The following is a 14,933-nucleotide window of genomic DNA, read 5'->3' as shown; positions in this document are numbered from 1 at the left end:
CAGGACCGTGATCCGCACCCCGTTCCTCCGGTCCGTGAAGGTCTCACCCGGCCTGTACGGCGCGTCGGACAGCTCCGCGTGCACATTGGGCCGCCGCGTGCACCCGCCGCTGTTCGGGTCGCTGTCCACCACCCGTACCGGGCCCTTCCCGGTGTCCACGTTCGCGTACACCCGGTAGATCAGCACGCCCGGCTCGCACACCGCCTCGTCGTTGCCCTCCCGGGTGCGGACCTCCACCGCGTACCCGGACCGGCGCGTCAGCGGCACGAACGCCAGTTTGACGCCCTGCCCGGGCCTGGGCAGCGGGCTCAGCGTGTACTCGCGGCTGCCGCGCGCGACGGCGCACCGCACCTGGGACGCGTCGAGCCAGCCCAGCTTCCACTTGTGCCAGCCCAGCAGATCGTTGTTGGCGCCCCAGTCCTCGGACATGATGTCCCAGTGCCCGACCGTGGCACCGCCCTCGCGCGTGTAGAGGTCGGGCAGGCCGAAGACATGGCCGTTCTCGTGCGGCAGCACCCGGTAGCCGGTCTCGTGGAAGGTGCCGGAGCCGTCGTCCTGGCGGCTGTACACGAACGACGTGTTGGCGAGCGCGACGCCGTCCGCGCGCGGCGCGTCGCTGTTGCCGGAGAAGGTGACGGACAGGACGGTGTCCAGCGCCGAAGGGCCCGCGTTCGGCGTGACCAGGATGTTCACCAGGTCGTACGCGCTGAAGTCCACGCGCTCGTCGGACGCGGCCACGATGTCCTCGACGAGCTGCCGGTACCCCGGCTCGTACGGGGCGCCGCGCTCGATCCCGTACGCCTCGAACGTCCGCGGCATCCGCAGCCAGTCCGGCACGGGCGCGTCGGGGAGGTAGCGCAGCCGCCCGTACGAGCTGGTGCGGAACCAGTCGGAGGTCTGCGGGAAGAACTCGGCGAACCGTTCCATCGCGTGGCCGTCGCCGGGCGCGTCCGGGAAGTCGATCATCAGGTTGAGGGCCCGGACGATCCCGGTCGACCGGGCGTAGCCGGGCGGGGTCGGGACGCCCTCGGACATCTGGACGCCCGCGCTCGTCCGGATGCGGCAGCGGGCCAGGGCCTGCGCGTCGGCACCGGACTCCGTGAGCGCGGCGTCCGTGCGGCCACCGGGGCCGGTGGCCGTGTCCGCGCCCGTGTCGGTGTCGGGGTCGGCGGCCGAGGGGCCCGCGGTGGCGGGTACGGGGCTGTGGAGGGTCGAACTCGCCGTCGCGAGCGTCGCGACCGCGAGGGCGGTGACGGCGCCGAGTGTGCCTGTTATGCCGCGTATTCGCCGTTTCCGGCGGTTCTGCTGCTGCATGGGGTCAGCCTCTGCCGGGCGGTGTACGGCCGCCCGCCGGGTGGTCCGTTCGTGGGAGCGGGGCGCGCGTGACGCAGGTCACCCCGGCTGGGCGAAATAACCGGGGACCTTTTCCCCGTTTTCATCGGTGTCGCTGACGAACAGCGCCGAGAACAGCGCCGAGAACCGAGCCGAGAGAGGGGTGCCCGCCGTGGCCGACGTGAACGACTCCACGACCTGCTGCGCCGCGGGTACGAAGCGCAAGGTGCCGCGCCCGCGGGCCGACGCCCTGCGCAACCGCGAGCGGATCGTCACCGCGGCCCGCGAGATGTTCGTCGAGTTCGGGGCGGACGTCCCGCTCGACGAGGTCGCCCGCCGGGCCGGCGTCGGGAACGCCACGCTCTACCGGCACTTCCCCGACCGCGCCACCCTCGTCCACGAGGTCGTCGTCGCCGTCATGACCCGGCTCACCGAACGAGCCGAACAGACCGAACGAGCCGAACAGACCGAACGAGCCGAGCAGGCCGAGCAGGCCGAGCGGGCCGAGCGGGCTGAGCGGGCCGAGCGGGCGGAGCAGACCGATCCGTTCACGGCCGTGCGGCGCTTCGCGCACGCCGCGGTCGATGAGCGGATCGGCGCCCTGTGCCCGATGCTCTCCGGCACCTTCGACCGCGTACACCCCGAACTGCTCACCGCCCGCGACCGGTTGGAGGAGGCCGTGCGGGGCCTCGTCGCCCGAGCGCAGGCGGCGGGACGGCTCCGCGCCGACGTCGGGGTCGGCGACCTGCTCCTCGTCCTGTCCCAGTTGACCCGGCCGCTGCCCGGCACCCTGTGCCCGGACGCCGACCGGTTCGCGCACCGCCACGTCCAGCTCCTGCTCGACGGTCTGGAGGCCCCCGCCCGCTCCGAACTGCCCGGAACCGCCGCGACCTTGGAGACCCTGCGGGAGCACAGCGGCAGCCTCTGACTCTCACCCACCCTCACCCTCGCCCCCACCTCACCGCCTGTCACGTTCACGGCGGCTGCCAGGTCTTCTTCACGTACGCCCGCCGTACACCTCGCTCCTCCTTCTCCTGATTCCTTTTGTGCTCACGACCCGCTAGGTGGCCTCTCCCATGTCGAAAACGCCCGAAGCAGCGAGCGCGCTGCCCGATCCGAGGCGCTGGAAAGCGCTCGTCTTCATAGCCCTGGCCCAGTTGATGGTGGTCCTCGACGCGACCATCGTGAACATCGCCCTCCCCTCCGCCCAGCAGGACCTGGGCATCTCGGACGGCAACCGCCAGTGGGTCATCACCGCGTACGCCCTCGCCTTCGGCGGGCTGCTGCTGTTCGGCGGCCGCGTCGCGGACCTGTGGGGCCGTAAGCGGACGTTCGTCGTCGGGCTGCTCGGCTTCGCCGCCGCGTCCGCCCTGGGCGGCGCCGCCACCGGGCAGGCCATGATGCTGGGCTCACGCGCGCTTCAGGGCGTGTTCGGCGCGCTGCTCGCGCCCGCCGCGCTGTCGCTGCTCGCCGTGATGTTCACCGAGTCCCGTGAGCGCGCCAAGGCGTTCGGCATCTACGGCGCCATCGCGGGCGGCGGCGGCGCCGTCGGGCTGATCCTCGGCGGCTTCCTCACCGAGTACCTGGACTGGCGCTGGACGTTCTACGTCAACATCCCGTTCGCGGTCGTCGCCGCGGCCGGCGCGTACTTCGTGATCCGGGAGCCCGCCGGCAGCCGCAACCGCTCGCCGCTCGACATCCCGGGCGTCATCCTGTCCACGCTGGGCCTGGTCGCGCTCGTGTACGGCTTCACGCGCGCGGAGTCCGAGGGCTGGACCGAGGGCGGCACGGTGACGATGTTCGCCGCGTCCGTCGTGCTGCTGGCCGCGTTCGTCGGCGTCGAGGCGCGCGTGAAGCACCCGCTGCTGCCGCTGCGCGTGATGACCGAGCGCAACCGCGGCGGGGTCTACCTGTCGCTCGGCCTCGCGATCATCGCGATGTTCGGCCTGTTCCTCTTCCTCACGTACTACCTCCAGGTCGTGAAGGGCTACTCGCCGCTGAAGACGGGCTTCGCGTTCCTGCCGATGGTCGTCGGCATGATCACCGGTTCCACGCAGATCGGCACCCGCCTGATGACCCGCGTCCCGCCGCGGATGCTGATGGGCCCCGGCTTCCTGAGCGCCGCCGTCGGCATGCTGCTGCTGACGCAACTGGAGATCGACTCCTCGTACGCCGGGCTGATCCTCCCCGCGCAGCTGCTGCTCGGCCTCGGCATGGGTACGGCATTCATGCCCGCGATGTCCATGGCGACGCACGGCGTCGAACCGCGCGACTCGGGTGTGGCGTCCGCGATGGTGAACACGTCGCAGCAGGTCGGCGGCGCGATCGGTACGGCGCTGCTGAACACGATCGCCGCGTCCGCGACCACCGCGTACGTCACCGCGCACGCGGCGTCAGCGGCCTCGCCGCAGGCGCAGCGGCTGCTGCAGCTGCAGGCGATGGTGGAGGGCTACACGGCCGCGATCTGGTGGGCGGTCGGCATCCTCGTGGTCGCCGCGGCGATCGCGCTGACCCTCGTCACCACGGGCGGCCCGGGTGCCGCGCGGGCCGTGGCGAAGGGCGGCTCGGCCGACGGGGACGAGCAGCCGGTGCCGGTCCTGACCCACTGAGCCGCGCGTCCCCGGCCCCACTGAGCCCTGCGTCCCTGGGCCCACTGAGTCCTGCGCCCCCTGGGCCCCCTGAGCCGCGCGTACCCGGCGCCCGCTGAGCCGCGCGTCGTCTCTGCCCTGGTTTCCGCGTCAGCGGAGCCAGGGCAGATCCGCGTTCGGGTCCGACGGTTCGAGCCCGTCCGCCATGACCCGCATGATCGTGCCGAGCTGGTCCACCTGCTCCGGTGTGAGCCGGTCGAAGATGGCCTGCCGTACGGCCTCGACATGGCCGGGCGCGGTGCGCTTGAGCACCTCGAAGCCCTCGTCCGTCAGGAACGCGTTCTGGCCACGCTTGTCGGACGGGCAGTCCTCACGCCGTACCCACCCGTTCTTCTCCAGGCGGGCCACCGCGTGCGACAGCCGGGAGCGGGTGATCTTGGCGTGCTTCGCCAGCTCGGTCATCCGCATCCGCCGGCGCGGGGCCTGGGAGAGCTGCACCAGCAGCGCGTAGTAGATGTGCGGCATCCCGGCGTCGCGCTGGAGCTGCCGGTCGAGGTGGTCCTCCAGAAGCGTCGTGGCCTGCAGATACGCCCGCCAGACGCTCTGTTCGCGGTCGGTGAGCCACCGCGGCTCGGCCATGGCCGCCGGGTCCTGTGCCGTGCCCTCGGGTGCGCCGTCCTCGCCGATGGATGCAGTCTTCATATATCCACTCTACTTCTTCTTGAACTTTCAACTAGATGGCGGTACGGTGGAACAGTGATGCGCTTGAAACTTCAAGCGCATCGGGTAGGAGCGAAAGAGACCCGCCATGAACCATGCCACCGGGCGGATGCCCGCCCTGTACCTCTCGCACGGCGCTCCGCCACTCGCCGACGACCCCGTCTGGCCCGGTGAGCTGGCCGCCTGGGCCGCCGGGCTGCCACGGCCCACCGCGATCCTGATGGTCTCCGCCCACTGGGAGGAGGCCCCGCTGGCCCTCGGCGCCACCGAGACCGTCCCGCTCGTCCACGACTTCTGGGGCTTCCCCGAGCACTACTACCAGGTCCGGTACGCCGCACCCGGCGCACCGGAGCTCGCCGAAGCGGTCCGCAAGCTGCTGCGCGCCCCCGGTACGCCCGTGCAGGACATCCCCGACCGGGGCCTCGACCACGGGGCGTACGTACCGCTCGTCGAGATGTACGCGGACGCCGACATCCCCGTCCTGCAGGTCTCCCTCCCCACCCTGGACCCGCGGCGGCTCATGGAGCTGGGGCGGAAGCTCGCGCCGCTGCGCGACGAGGGCGTCCTGATCGTCGGCAGCGGCTTCTTCACGCACAACCTGGCCGCGCTGCGGCAGAGCGGCATCCCGGGCTGGTCGGCCGAGTTCGACGACTGGGGCCGCAGCGCCCTGGCGGCCGGGGACGTCGACGCGCTCCTCGACTTCACGCACAAGTCCCCGGCCGCCAGGCTCGCCCATCCGCGCACCGAGCACTTCGCGCCGCTGTTCGTGACCCTGGGTGCGGCGGACGCGGCGGGTGAACTCGACGCGGGCCGCAGCGTCATCGACGGCTTCTGGATGGGGCTCGCGAAGCGCTCGGTCCAGTTCGGCTGAGGCACGGCGGTCATGGGCGGGCGGCGCGGCGCCCTGCGCGACCTACAGCGCCGGCGGGATCAGCTCGACCGACCGTACGGCGGCGGCGAGCGCCGGCGCGTCGCCGACGTCCAGCGCGGTGTCCGCGAACTTGATGGCGTGGTCGTCGCCGTGCGCGGCGGCCCGCTCGAAGACCTCGTCGGGCGTGAGACCGGTCCCGGTCCCGGTCCCGGTCCCGGTCCCGCCCGCCTCGTACGGGGCGGCGACAGGCGCGGCCTTCGCGGGCGTGTACGCGGCCGTGACCGCCGCGCTCGCCGCCCACGCCGCGCCCAGGCTCGGCACCCACAGCTCCCGGGGCAGCGCCGGCAGGGTGCGCAGCACCGCGTTGGGCGCCGTCGCGGCATGGACCAGCATGACCGGCTCGCCGTGCGCGTGCGCGGCGTACCGGTGCGTGGCGGCGGCCACCAGCTCGGCCAGCCGCTCCCGCGCCGCGTCCGGGCCGGGCGCCGTACCCCACCGCGGCAGCGCCGTGAGCTGCGCCAGCCGGTGCCTGATGCCCTGGTCCTGATCCGGCACGGCCGGTACGGCGTCGAGCGCGGCGGCCGCGTCGCGTGCGTCGGGCGCGTCGGGCGCGGCGTCCAGGGTGGTGAGCGGGGGCAGCGGGGCGTGCCGGGCGGCCCAGTAGCCGAGCGCGTGCGCGAGTTCACCGACGCGCGGTCCGGTCTCGCCGCCGTCCAGCAGGGTCCGTACGGCGTGCCCGACCCGGATCACCGGGTGTGTGGCACCGCCCGCTATGCCCGGCAGCAGCCGGGGCCACCACTCCGCGAGCACCTCACGCCACGGCCGCTCGGCGGTCTCCCGCTCGAAGAAGGCCGCCCAGTCCGCGATCCTGGCCGGATCGCCCAGGGCGTCCCGCCAGTTCTCGGGCGTCACGCGCGCGTAGAGGGCGGGCATGTCCTCCAGCTTGTGCCGGTAGTGGTCCAGCCAGCGGTGCACGGCCGCCGCCCGGCCGTGCCGTACGAGCGCCTCGACCGCCATCGGCGCGTGGTTGCTGAGCCACCCCTCCCGCTCGGGCCCGGAGGCGTGCAGCCGCGCGAGCGCTTCGTCGAGGATGCCGGTGGTGTCCGTGCGGGTCGTGTCCGTACCCGTGGTGTCCGTACCCGTCGTGCCCCGGCCCGTGGTGTCCGTACCCGTCGTGTCCATGCCCCGGACCCTAGGCGGGGCCCGCTGTCGCCCGGAACGGCCTACGGACCTAGTCCCAAGGCCGTACGGGCGCCTCCTCACCGGCCGACCCGGAACAAATCGGGCATCCCGTCCGTTGAGCCGGGCAACCAGGAGGCGGCGGGAGCCGTCCTTCCCGGTGGGAGAGCAAGTGGGGGACGAGGCCGCTGTCCGGGNGGGGGGGGGGGGGAGGGCCACGTGTCGGATGTGACCGCCGTCTCACGCGCGCGGTGGCCGTGCGCGTCCGCCACGACCGCGCATTCTGCCCCCGCGTCGGCCTCGACCTGCGCTTCTCCGCGATCGATCATCGCGCACCCGCCCCGCGCGGCGGGACAGGGTACTGCATGATCGCGGAAATCAATGGTCGGCATGGGAATTCTGTCCGGATTCCAGTCGTTGTTTCCGTCGGATGCAGGGCACCCGCGAGGGTGTCGCGACCTACTCAGTAAGGGAGCTCGCATGGCAACCCGTGCCGTCGCCCGTCCGGAGTCCGCCACCACCGGGACCGATCGGGCCAACAGCGTTCGCGCCGTGGGCGGGGAGATCGCCGACCGCGACCTGGTCGGCATGTACCTCGACGAGATCGCGCGTACGCCGCTGCTCGACGCCGCCAAGGAAGTCGAGCTGTCCCAGATCATCGAGGCGGGTGTGTACGCCCGTCAGATCCTGGACGGTGAGGTCGAGACGGAGGCGGGCGGTGCGTCCCGCGAGGAGCTGATGCGCTTGGCCGCCGAGGGGGAGCGCGCCAAGGACGTCTTCATCCGCTCGAACCTGCGGCTCGTGGTCGCGGTCGCCCGGCGCTACCCGCGCAGCGGCCTGCCCCTGCTCGACCTGATCCAGGAGGGCAACGCCGGCCTGGTGCGCGCGGTGGAGAAGTTCGACTACACGAAGGGCTTCAAGTTCTCGACGTACGCGACGTGGTGGATCCGCCAGGCCATCACGCGGTCCATCGCGGACCAGTCGCGCACGATCCGGCTCCCCGTCCACCTGGTGGAGGAGCTGGGCCGGATCCGCCGGGTGCAGCGCGAGTTCAACCGCGAGCACGGCCGGGAGCCGGAGCCCATGGAGATCGCCGCCGAGCTCGGCTCGACGCCCGAGCGGGTGTCGGACGTCCTGGACTGGGCACGCGACCCGGTGTCGCTGAACATGTCCGTGGACGACGCGGGCGAGACGCAGTTCGGTGACCTGCTGGAGGACACTTCGGCGGTGTCGCCCGAGCAGTCGGTGCTCACGCTGCTGCGCAGCGAGGAGCTCGACGACCTGATCGACCGGCTCGACCACCGCACCGCTTCCATCATCCGGATGCGGTACGGCATCGAGGACGGCCGCGAGCGGACGCTCACGGAGGTCGGCAAGGAGCACGGCCTCACGCGCGAGCGCATCCGCCAGATCGAGAAGCACGCCCTGCTGGAGCTGAAGCGCATGGCCCGCGACACCGGCTTCGACGCCGCGGCCTGACGCCGCGGCCTGACGCCGCGGCCCCCAAGACCCACCGTCCCGCCCGGATCCCCCCCCCGAGGGCGGGACGGTGGCCCCAGCAACGCCCCGCCCTCCCCCCCCCGGCGGGGCGTTGCGCTATTCCAAGTCCAAGTCCAAGTCCAAGCCCGCCGCACGCCCCAGCCGCGCCCCCAGGCCCGCCACATACGTCACCAGCGCCTCGGGCCCGTGCACCGTGAAGTCGCAGTCCACGAGCGCCAGTCGCACCGCCACCCACTCCACCGAGTCGGTCACCACCGCCCGCACCCGGCACGCCCCGTCGCCCGCCGCCTCCGGCGCCAGATGCCCCGGCAGCCGCGCCGCCACGAACTCCGCGGGCGCGGCGAACGTGACGTCCACGTCCAGCCCCGGGTGCCGCCCCCGCAGCCGACGCGCCAGCAGCTCCGCGGCGTCACCGCCCGGCACCTCACGCGCCGCGAACCGCGCCCCCGTCGCGAACGGCGCGCTCACCCGGTCCACGCGGAACGTCCGCCAGTCCTCCCGCCCCAGGTCGTACGCCACCAGGTACCAGCGGTGCCCGGTCGACACCAGCCGGTACGGCTCCACCTGCCGCTTGCTCTCCGTACGGTCGCCCGCCCGGTAGTCGAACCGCAGCCGCTCCCTCCCGGTCACCGCGGCCGCCAGCGTGGTCAGCGTGTGCGCGTCGACGGTCGCGCCGTCGCCCCGCGTCAGCGGGATCGTCGCGCTCTGCAGCGTCGACACGCGGTGCCGCAGCCGCGCCGGCAGCACCTGCTCCAGCTTGGCCAGCGCCCGTACGGACGCCTCGTCGACGCCCTCGATGGCGTGCCCGGCCCCCGCGCGCAGCCCGACCGCGATGGCGACGGCCTCCTCGTCGTCCAGCAGCAGCGGCGGCATCGCCGCCCCGGCGACCAGCCGGTACCCGCCGACCGCGCCCTTGGTCGCCTCGACCGGGTAGCCGAGGTCCCGCAGCCGGTCGATGTCGCGCCGGATCGTGCGCGCGCTGACCTCCAGCCGCTCGGCCAGCTCACTGCCCGGCCACTCGCGCGGCGTCTGGAGCAGGGACAGCAGTTTCAGAAGACGTGCCGGTGTGTCCGTCATGCGTTCCAGCATGCTCCGCAACTAGGACACAACCTGTCCTATAAGCGCCCTAACGTCGCTCCCATGACCTCCGAGACCTCCGGTACCTCCTCCGGTACCACCGCACCCGCATCCGCCCCGGCAGGCGACCGCCGCCGCTGGTTCGCCCTCGCCATCGTCATGACCGCGGCCTTCATGGACCTGGTCGACGTCACGATCGTCAACATCGCCATCCCGGCGATCACGCGGGACCTCGGCGCGACCTTCGGTGCCATCCAGTGGATCACCGCCGGTTACGCGCTGGCCTTCGCGGCGGGCCTGATCACGGGTGGCCGGCTCGGTGACATCCACGGCCGCAAGCGGGTGTTCCTCATCGGCGTCGCCGGGTTCACCCTCGCCTCCGCGCTCTGCGGCTTCGCCTCCGACCCCGGGACGCTGGTGGCGGCGCGCATCCTCCAGGGCGGTACGGCGGCGCTGATGGTCCCGCAGGTCCTCTCGATCGTGCACGCCACGTTCCCGGCGCACGAGCGCGGCAAGGTCTTCGGCCTGTTCGGCGCGATCATCGGACTCGGCGCCGTCTCCGGGCCCCTGCTGGGCGCGCTGCTCACGCAGTGGGACCTCTTCGGCCTCGGCTGGCGGCCGATCTTCCTGATCAACCTGCCCGTCGGCATCGCCGCACTGCTCCTCGGCCGGACGTTCATCACCGAGTCCAAGGCCCCGAAGGCGCTCCGCCTCGACCTGCCGGGCGTGGTCGTCGCGATCGCCGCGATGCTGATGCTGATGTACCCGCTCACGCGTGGCGCCGAGCTGGACTGGCCGGCCTGGTGCTTCGTCATGATGGCGGGCAGCGTCCCGGTGTTCGCGGCGTTCGTGGCGTACGAGAAGCGCAAGGCGCGCCGCGACGGCTCGCCGCTCGTCGAGCTGTCCCTGTTCCGGGTGAAGAGCTTCGCGGCCGGCATCGCCGTCCAGCTCACGTTCGGCATCGGGCTCGGCATCTTCTTCCTGGTCTGGACGCTGTACATGCAGGTCGGCCTCGGCTGGACCGCCCTGCGCGCCGGTCTGACGGGCGTGCCGTTCTCGCTGGCCGTGTCGGTCGCGGCGGGCGTCTCGGTGCAGAAGCTGGTGCCGCGCTTCGGGCGGAAGGTGCTCCAGGCGGGCGCGCTGACGATGGCCGCCGGGATCGGCCTGTACATCTGGGAGGCCGACCGGTACGGCATGGGCATCCAGTCCTGGCAGATGGTGCTGCCGCTGGTGGTGCTGGGCACGGGCATGGGCCTGATCGTGGCGCCGCTGACGGACGCGGTCCTGTCGGATGTGCCGCGCGAGCACTCCGGTTCGGCGTCCGGGCTGATCAACTCCGTGATGCAGATGGGCAACGCGCTGGGCCTCGGTCTGGTGTCGGTGGTGTTCGTGCCGACCGGGCTCGGGCCGGCCGTCGCGGAGGCGTTCACCGGGGCGCTCGGCTGGGTCTCCGCGGTGCTGGGCGTCGTGTTCCTGCTGATGTTCGCGCTGCCGGCGCGGCCGAAGCAGCACCTGGAGGGCGGCGCGGACGCCGGCGACGAGGCGCCGGGGGGTTCCGGTGCCGCCTCCGCCCGGGAGCCCGAACTCGCCACGCGCTGACACCGCCTCCGTACGGAGGCCATGCGCCGTCCGTACGCATCCGTACGTGTAGCCGAAGCACTCCGTACGTGTACGCCGAAGCCCGGCCGCTCCCCCCAGCGGCCGGGCTTCGGCGCAGGTCAAGCCCCGAGCCTGTCTGGTCATGCCCATTTGATGCCCGAGTCTGTTTACTTTCCGGAAATCGCGGCGTAGCCTCCCACCAGAACCACAGGTTCGGTCACGAACGGATGTAAACGGACATGTACGCACCGGAGCGCCAGCAGCAGATCCTGCACCTCGCCCGCGAGAGCGGCCGGGTCGACGTGCTCTCCCTCGCCGAGGAGTTCCAGGTCACCGCCGAGACCATCCGGCGCGACCTCAAGGCCCTCGACCGGGCCGGACTCGTACGCCGTGTGCACGGCGGCGCCATCCCGGCCGGCCGGCTCGACTTCGAACCGGACCTCGCCGAGCGCGAGTCCACCGCCGCCGACGAGAAGGACCGCATCGCCCGGGCCGCCCTCGCGGAACTCCCCGACGAGGGCAGCGTCATCCTCGACGCCGGCTCCACGGTCGGCCGCATGGCCAACGGCTTCCCCCTCGACTGCTCCCTCACCGTCGTCACCCACGCCCTGACGACCGCGGCCCGCCTGGCCGACCACCCCGGCATCGCCCTGCACCTCGTCGGCGGCCGCGTCCGGCACCGCACCCGCGCCGCCGTCGACGCCTGGGCCCTGCGCTCGTACGGGCAGATCCGCGCCGACGTCGTCTTCGTCGGCGCCAACGGGTTCTCCCTCGCCCACGGGCTCACCACCCCCGACCTCGCCGAGGCCGCCGTCAAACGGGCCGTCATCGGCGCCGCCCGCCGGGTCGTCCTGCTCGCCGACTCGGCCAAACACGGCCAGGAGCACTTCGCCCGCTTCGGCGACCTGACCGACGTCGACCTGCTCATCACCGACCAGGGGCTCAGCCCCCAGGACACGGCCGCCATCGAGGCCGCCGGAACGGAAGTCGTACGCGCATGATCCTCACCGTCACCCCCAACCCCTCCCTGGACCGGACCTACGAGGTCCCGGCCTTGGAGCGCGGCGAGGTGCTGCGCGCCACCGGCGAACGCATGGACCCGGGCGGCAAGGGCGTCAACGTCTCCCGGGCCGTCGCCGCCGCCGGACACCGCACCCTCGCGGTCGTCCCGCTCGGCGGCGCCCCGGGCGCCCTGGTCGCCGACCTGCTCGCCCAGCAGGGCATCGACGTCTCGCCCGTCACCATCAGCGGCCACACCCGCTCCAACATCGCCGTCGCCGAACCCGACGGCACCCTCACCAAGATCAACGCCCCGGGCCCCAGCCTCACCCACGGCGAGTCGGAGGCCCTGCTCGCGGCGGTCGGCGCCCACGCGGCCGGCGCCGCCTGGGTGGCCTGCTGCGGCAGCCTCCCGCGCGGCCTCGCCCCGACCTGGTACGCCGACCTCGTCACCCGCGCCCACGGGCACGGCTCGCGGGTCGCCCTCGACACGTCCGGGCCGTCGCTGCTGGTCGCCCTGCGCGGCCGGCCCGACGTCGTCAAGCCCAACGCGGAGGAGCTCGCCGAGGCCGTCGGCCGGCCCCTCGCCACCGTCGGGGACGCCGTCAAGGCCGCCGAGGAACTGCGCGCCGCCGGCGCCGGCGCCGTACTCGCCAGCCTCGGCGTGGACGGCCAGCTCCTCGTCTCGGCGGCGGGCGTCTGGTACGGCAACGCCACCGTGGCGGCCGGCGCCGTACGCAGCAACGTGGGCGCGGGCGACGCGTCCCTGGCGGGCTTCCTCGCGGCGGGCGGGGAAGGCCCGGAGGCCCTGGCCGCCGCCGTCGCGCACGGCGCGGCGGCCGTGCAGCTGCCCGGCAGCGAGATGCCGACACCCGCCGACCTCGACCCGGCGGCGGTCACCGTGACCACCGACGTACCCCTCGACCGTGCACTCACCGAGTGACGAGCAAATAGGAACCGCGATGAGCGAAATGATCACCGCGGACCTGGTCGATCTCGACCTGGCCGCGCAGACGAAGGAAGAAGCGGCCCGTTCGCTCGCCGAGCGCATGGTGAGCCTGGGCCGCGTCACGGACCTGGAGGGCTTCCTCGCCGACGTGGCGGCGCGCGAGGCGCAGATGCCGACCGGCCTCGACGGCGGCATCGGCATCCCGCACTGCCGCAGCGCCCATGTCACCGCCCCGACCCTGGCCTTCGGGCGGGCCGCCGACGGCGTCGACTTCGGCGCCCCGGACGGCCCGGCCGACCTCATCTTCCTGATCGCGGCCCCGGCGGGCGCGGACGACGCCCACCTGACGATCCTGTCGTCGCTGGCCCGCCGCCTGATGGAGCCGGAGTTCACCGCCGCCCTCCGCAGGGCGACGGCCCCGGCCACGGTGGCCGCACTCCTGCGCGGCGAGGAGCCGGAGACCGTACAGGAGCCGGAGACCGTACGGGAGCCGGAGACCGCACGGGAGGCAGAGGTCCGGGAACCGGCGTCGGAGGTCCGGGAGCCGGCGCCGGAGGTCCAGGAGCCGGAGCCCGTGCGCCCCTTCCGTATCGTCGCCGTCACCTCCTGCCCCACCGGCATCGCCCACACCTACATGGCGGCGGAGTCCCTGGAGCAGGCCGGACGGGACGCCGGGGTCGAGGTGACGGTCGAGACGCAGGGCTCGGCCGGGTTCACACGGCTCGACCCGGCGGTCATCGACGCCGCCGACGGCGTGATCTTCGCCCATGACATCGCCGTACGTGAGAAGGAACGTTTCGCGGGCAAGCCCACCGTCGACGTCGGCGTCAAGGCCGGCATCAACCGGGCCGCCGAACTCATCGCCGAGGTACGGTCCAAGGCCGCGCGCGGCGACACGACCGCACCCGCCGCGGCGGCCGGCCCGGGCGGCGGAACCCCCGTCGACCGCGCGGGCGAACCCGGCGAGGGCTACGGCACGAAGCTCCGCAAGTGGCTGATGTCCGGCGTCAGTTACATGGTGCCGTTCGTCGCCGCGGGCGGCCTCCTCATCGCACTCGGCTTCGCCGTCGGCGGCTGGGAGATCAACGAGGCCCCGTCTGTCGCCGAGCACTTCGCGTGGGGCCAGGTCGACAGCTGGGCCGCCCTGATGTTCCAGATCGGCGCGCTGGCGTTCGGGTTCCTCGTCCCGGTGCTGGCGGGTTACATCGCGTACGGGATGGCGGACCGGCCCGGCCTGGTTCCCGGCTTCGTCGGCGGCGCGGTGGCGCTCACCATCAACGCGGGCTTCCTGGGCGGCCTGGCGGCGGGCCTGCTGGCAGGCGGGACCGTACTGGCCATCCAGCGCCTCAAGATCCCCTCCGTGCTGCGCGGCATCATGCCGGTGGTGGTCATTCCCCTTGTGGCGTCGGCGGTCGTCGGGTTCCTGATGTTCCTGGTCGTCGGCAAGCCCATCGCCGAGCTCCAGAAGGCGCTCACCGACTGGCTGTCCGGCCTGAGCGGCGCCAACGCGATCCTGCTCGGCGCGCTCCTGGGCCTGATGATGTGCTTCGACCTGGGCGGACCGGTCAACAAGGTCGCCTACACCTTCGCGGTCGGCGGCCTCGCCAGCCCCAACGAGGGCTCCCTGAAGGTCATGGCCGCCGTGATGGCCGCCGGCATGGTGCCGCCGCTCGCGATGGCGCTGGCCACCGCCGTACGGGGCCGGCTCTTCACCAAGGCCGAACGCGAGAACGGCAAGGCGGCCTGGGTGCTGGGCGCCTCGTTCATCTCGGAAGGCGCCATCCCGTTCGCGGCCGCCGACCCGCTGCGCGTCATCCCGTCGGTCATGGTGGGCGGCGCGGTCACCGGCGCGCTGTCGATGTCCTTCGAGGCCACCCTGCGCGCCCCGCACGGCGGCATGTTCGTCGTCCCGCTGATCGGCCACCCGTTCCTCTACCTGCTGGCCATCCTCATCGGTACGGCGATCAGCGCGACGCTGGTCATCCTGCTGAAGGGCGCCCGCAAGGCCCCCGCCCCGGACGTCACCGGCGAGCAGGCCGACCGCAAGGTCGCGGTAGCCGCCTGACACACCCCCGGCCCGGCGGAGGAGCGGTCACCACGACCGCGCCTCCGCCGGACC

General features: G+C 73.0%; 12 protein-coding genes. 8 read left to right on the top strand and 4 right to left on the bottom strand.

Going from position 1 to position 14,933, the window contains the following annotated elements:
* The coding region (locus HTZ82_RS19785; RefSeq protein WP_175410756.1) for a M6 family metalloprotease domain-containing protein at nt 1-1,314 on the bottom strand (1,314 nt) is incomplete at its 3' end.
* A gap of 199 nt (nt 1,315-1,513) precedes the next feature.
* Between HTZ82_RS19785 and HTZ82_RS19780 the strand changes: the two genes are divergently transcribed.
* Nucleotides 1,514-2,260 carry a helix-turn-helix domain-containing protein gene (locus HTZ82_RS19780; protein WP_309235574.1) on the top strand — a complete coding sequence of 249 codons (747 nt, stop codon included), beginning with the start codon at nt 1,514-1,516 and terminating at the stop codon, nt 2,258-2,260.
* A 148-nt stretch (nt 2,261-2,408) separates the two neighbouring features.
* Nucleotides 2,409-3,941 (top strand): MFS transporter, encoded by a 1,533-nt coding sequence (locus tag HTZ82_RS19775; RefSeq protein ID WP_175410755.1) that lies wholly within the window; start codon nt 2,409-2,411, stop codon nt 3,939-3,941.
* Between the two features lie 129 nt (nt 3,942-4,070).
* Here HTZ82_RS19775 and HTZ82_RS19770 read toward each other — a convergent pair whose 3' ends face one another.
* Nucleotides 4,071-4,559 (bottom strand): MarR family winged helix-turn-helix transcriptional regulator, encoded by a 489-nt coding sequence (locus HTZ82_RS19770; protein WP_254711975.1) that lies wholly within the window; start codon nt 4,557-4,559, stop codon nt 4,071-4,073.
* Between the two features lie 169 nt (nt 4,560-4,728).
* Here HTZ82_RS19770 and HTZ82_RS19765 point away from each other — a divergent pair, with 169 nt between their 5' ends.
* On the top strand, nt 4,729-5,511 hold the full coding sequence (locus tag HTZ82_RS19765) for a dioxygenase (protein ID WP_175410753.1): 783 nt from the start codon (nt 4,729-4,731) through the stop codon (nt 5,509-5,511).
* A 42-nt stretch (nt 5,512-5,553) separates the two neighbouring features.
* On the opposite strand, the gene HTZ82_RS19760 is transcribed toward HTZ82_RS19765, so the two are convergent.
* On the bottom strand, nt 5,554-6,693 hold the full coding sequence (locus tag HTZ82_RS19760; RefSeq protein ID WP_175410752.1) for a questin oxidase family protein: 1,140 nt from the start codon (nt 6,691-6,693) through the stop codon (nt 5,554-5,556).
* Between the two features lie 477 nt (nt 6,694-7,170).
* On the opposite strand from HTZ82_RS19760, the gene HTZ82_RS19755 reads away from it, so the two are divergent.
* Entirely contained in the window at nt 7,171-8,169 is a 999-nt protein-coding gene (locus tag HTZ82_RS19755) for an RNA polymerase sigma factor RpoD/SigA (protein WP_175410751.1), read from the top strand.
* Nucleotides 8,170-8,286: 117 nt separating this feature from the next.
* Here HTZ82_RS19755 and HTZ82_RS19750 read toward each other — a convergent pair whose 3' ends face one another.
* Entirely contained in the window at nt 8,287-9,267 is a 981-nt protein-coding gene (locus tag HTZ82_RS19750) for a YafY family protein (RefSeq protein WP_175410750.1), read from the bottom strand.
* A 63-nt stretch (nt 9,268-9,330) separates the two neighbouring features.
* On the opposite strand from HTZ82_RS19750, the gene HTZ82_RS19745 reads away from it, so the two are divergent.
* From HTZ82_RS19745 to HTZ82_RS19730, 4 genes are all read left to right on the top strand, one after another.
* Nucleotides 9,331-10,866 carry an MFS transporter gene (locus HTZ82_RS19745; RefSeq protein WP_175410749.1) on the top strand — a complete coding sequence of 512 codons (1,536 nt, stop codon included), beginning with the start codon at nt 9,331-9,333 and terminating at the stop codon, nt 10,864-10,866.
* 239 nt (nt 10,867-11,105) lie between these two features.
* Nucleotides 11,106-11,867, top strand: coding sequence for a DeoR/GlpR family DNA-binding transcription regulator (locus HTZ82_RS19740; protein WP_175410748.1), 762 nt, complete (start codon nt 11,106-11,108; stop codon nt 11,865-11,867).
* Nucleotides 11,864-12,808, top strand: coding sequence for a 1-phosphofructokinase (pfkB, locus tag HTZ82_RS19735; protein ID WP_175410747.1), 945 nt, complete (start codon nt 11,864-11,866; stop codon nt 12,806-12,808). Before HTZ82_RS19740 ends, pfkB begins: the two co-directional genes overlap by 4 nt.
* 19 nt (nt 12,809-12,827) lie before the next feature.
* A complete protein-coding gene (locus HTZ82_RS19730) occupies nt 12,828-14,879 on the top strand; it encodes a fructose-specific PTS transporter subunit EIIC (protein WP_175410746.1) in 2,052 nt (683 codons plus the stop codon).
* Nucleotides 14,880-14,933 lie beyond the last annotated feature (54 nt).

Origin of the sequence: Streptomyces sp. TRM64462 (assembly GCF_013362995.1) — a bacterium.
Lineage (GTDB): Bacteria > Actinomycetota > Actinomycetes > Streptomycetales > Streptomycetaceae > Streptomyces.
Note: the sequence above shows the minus strand (reverse complement) of the source record. Positions and strands in the feature narration are given on the sequence as shown.

Coding starts and splice junctions, on each gene's coding strand:
- HTZ82_RS19775 (WP_175410755.1), top strand. CDS start 2,409: ATGTCGAAAACGCCCGAAGCAGCGAGCGCGCTGCCCGATCCGAGGCGC.
- HTZ82_RS19770 (WP_254711975.1), bottom strand. CDS start 4,559: ATGGCCGAGCCGCGGTGGCTCACCGACCGCGAACAGAGCGTCTGGCGG.
- HTZ82_RS19765 (WP_175410753.1), top strand. CDS start 4,729: ATGAACCATGCCACCGGGCGGATGCCCGCCCTGTACCTCTCGCACGGC.
- HTZ82_RS19760 (WP_175410752.1), bottom strand. CDS start 6,693: ATGGACACGACGGGTACGGACACCACGGGCCGGGGCACGACGGGTACG.
- HTZ82_RS19755 (WP_175410751.1), top strand. CDS start 7,171: ATGGCAACCCGTGCCGTCGCCCGTCCGGAGTCCGCCACCACCGGGACC.
- HTZ82_RS19750 (WP_175410750.1), bottom strand. CDS start 9,267: ATGACGGACACACCGGCACGTCTTCTGAAACTGCTGTCCCTGCTCCAG.
- HTZ82_RS19745 (WP_175410749.1), top strand. CDS start 9,331: ATGACCTCCGAGACCTCCGGTACCTCCTCCGGTACCACCGCACCCGCA.
- HTZ82_RS19740 (WP_175410748.1), top strand. CDS start 11,106: ATGTACGCACCGGAGCGCCAGCAGCAGATCCTGCACCTCGCCCGCGAG.
- pfkB (WP_175410747.1), top strand. CDS start 11,864: ATGATCCTCACCGTCACCCCCAACCCCTCCCTGGACCGGACCTACGAG.
- HTZ82_RS19730 (WP_175410746.1), top strand. CDS start 12,828: ATGAGCGAAATGATCACCGCGGACCTGGTCGATCTCGACCTGGCCGCG.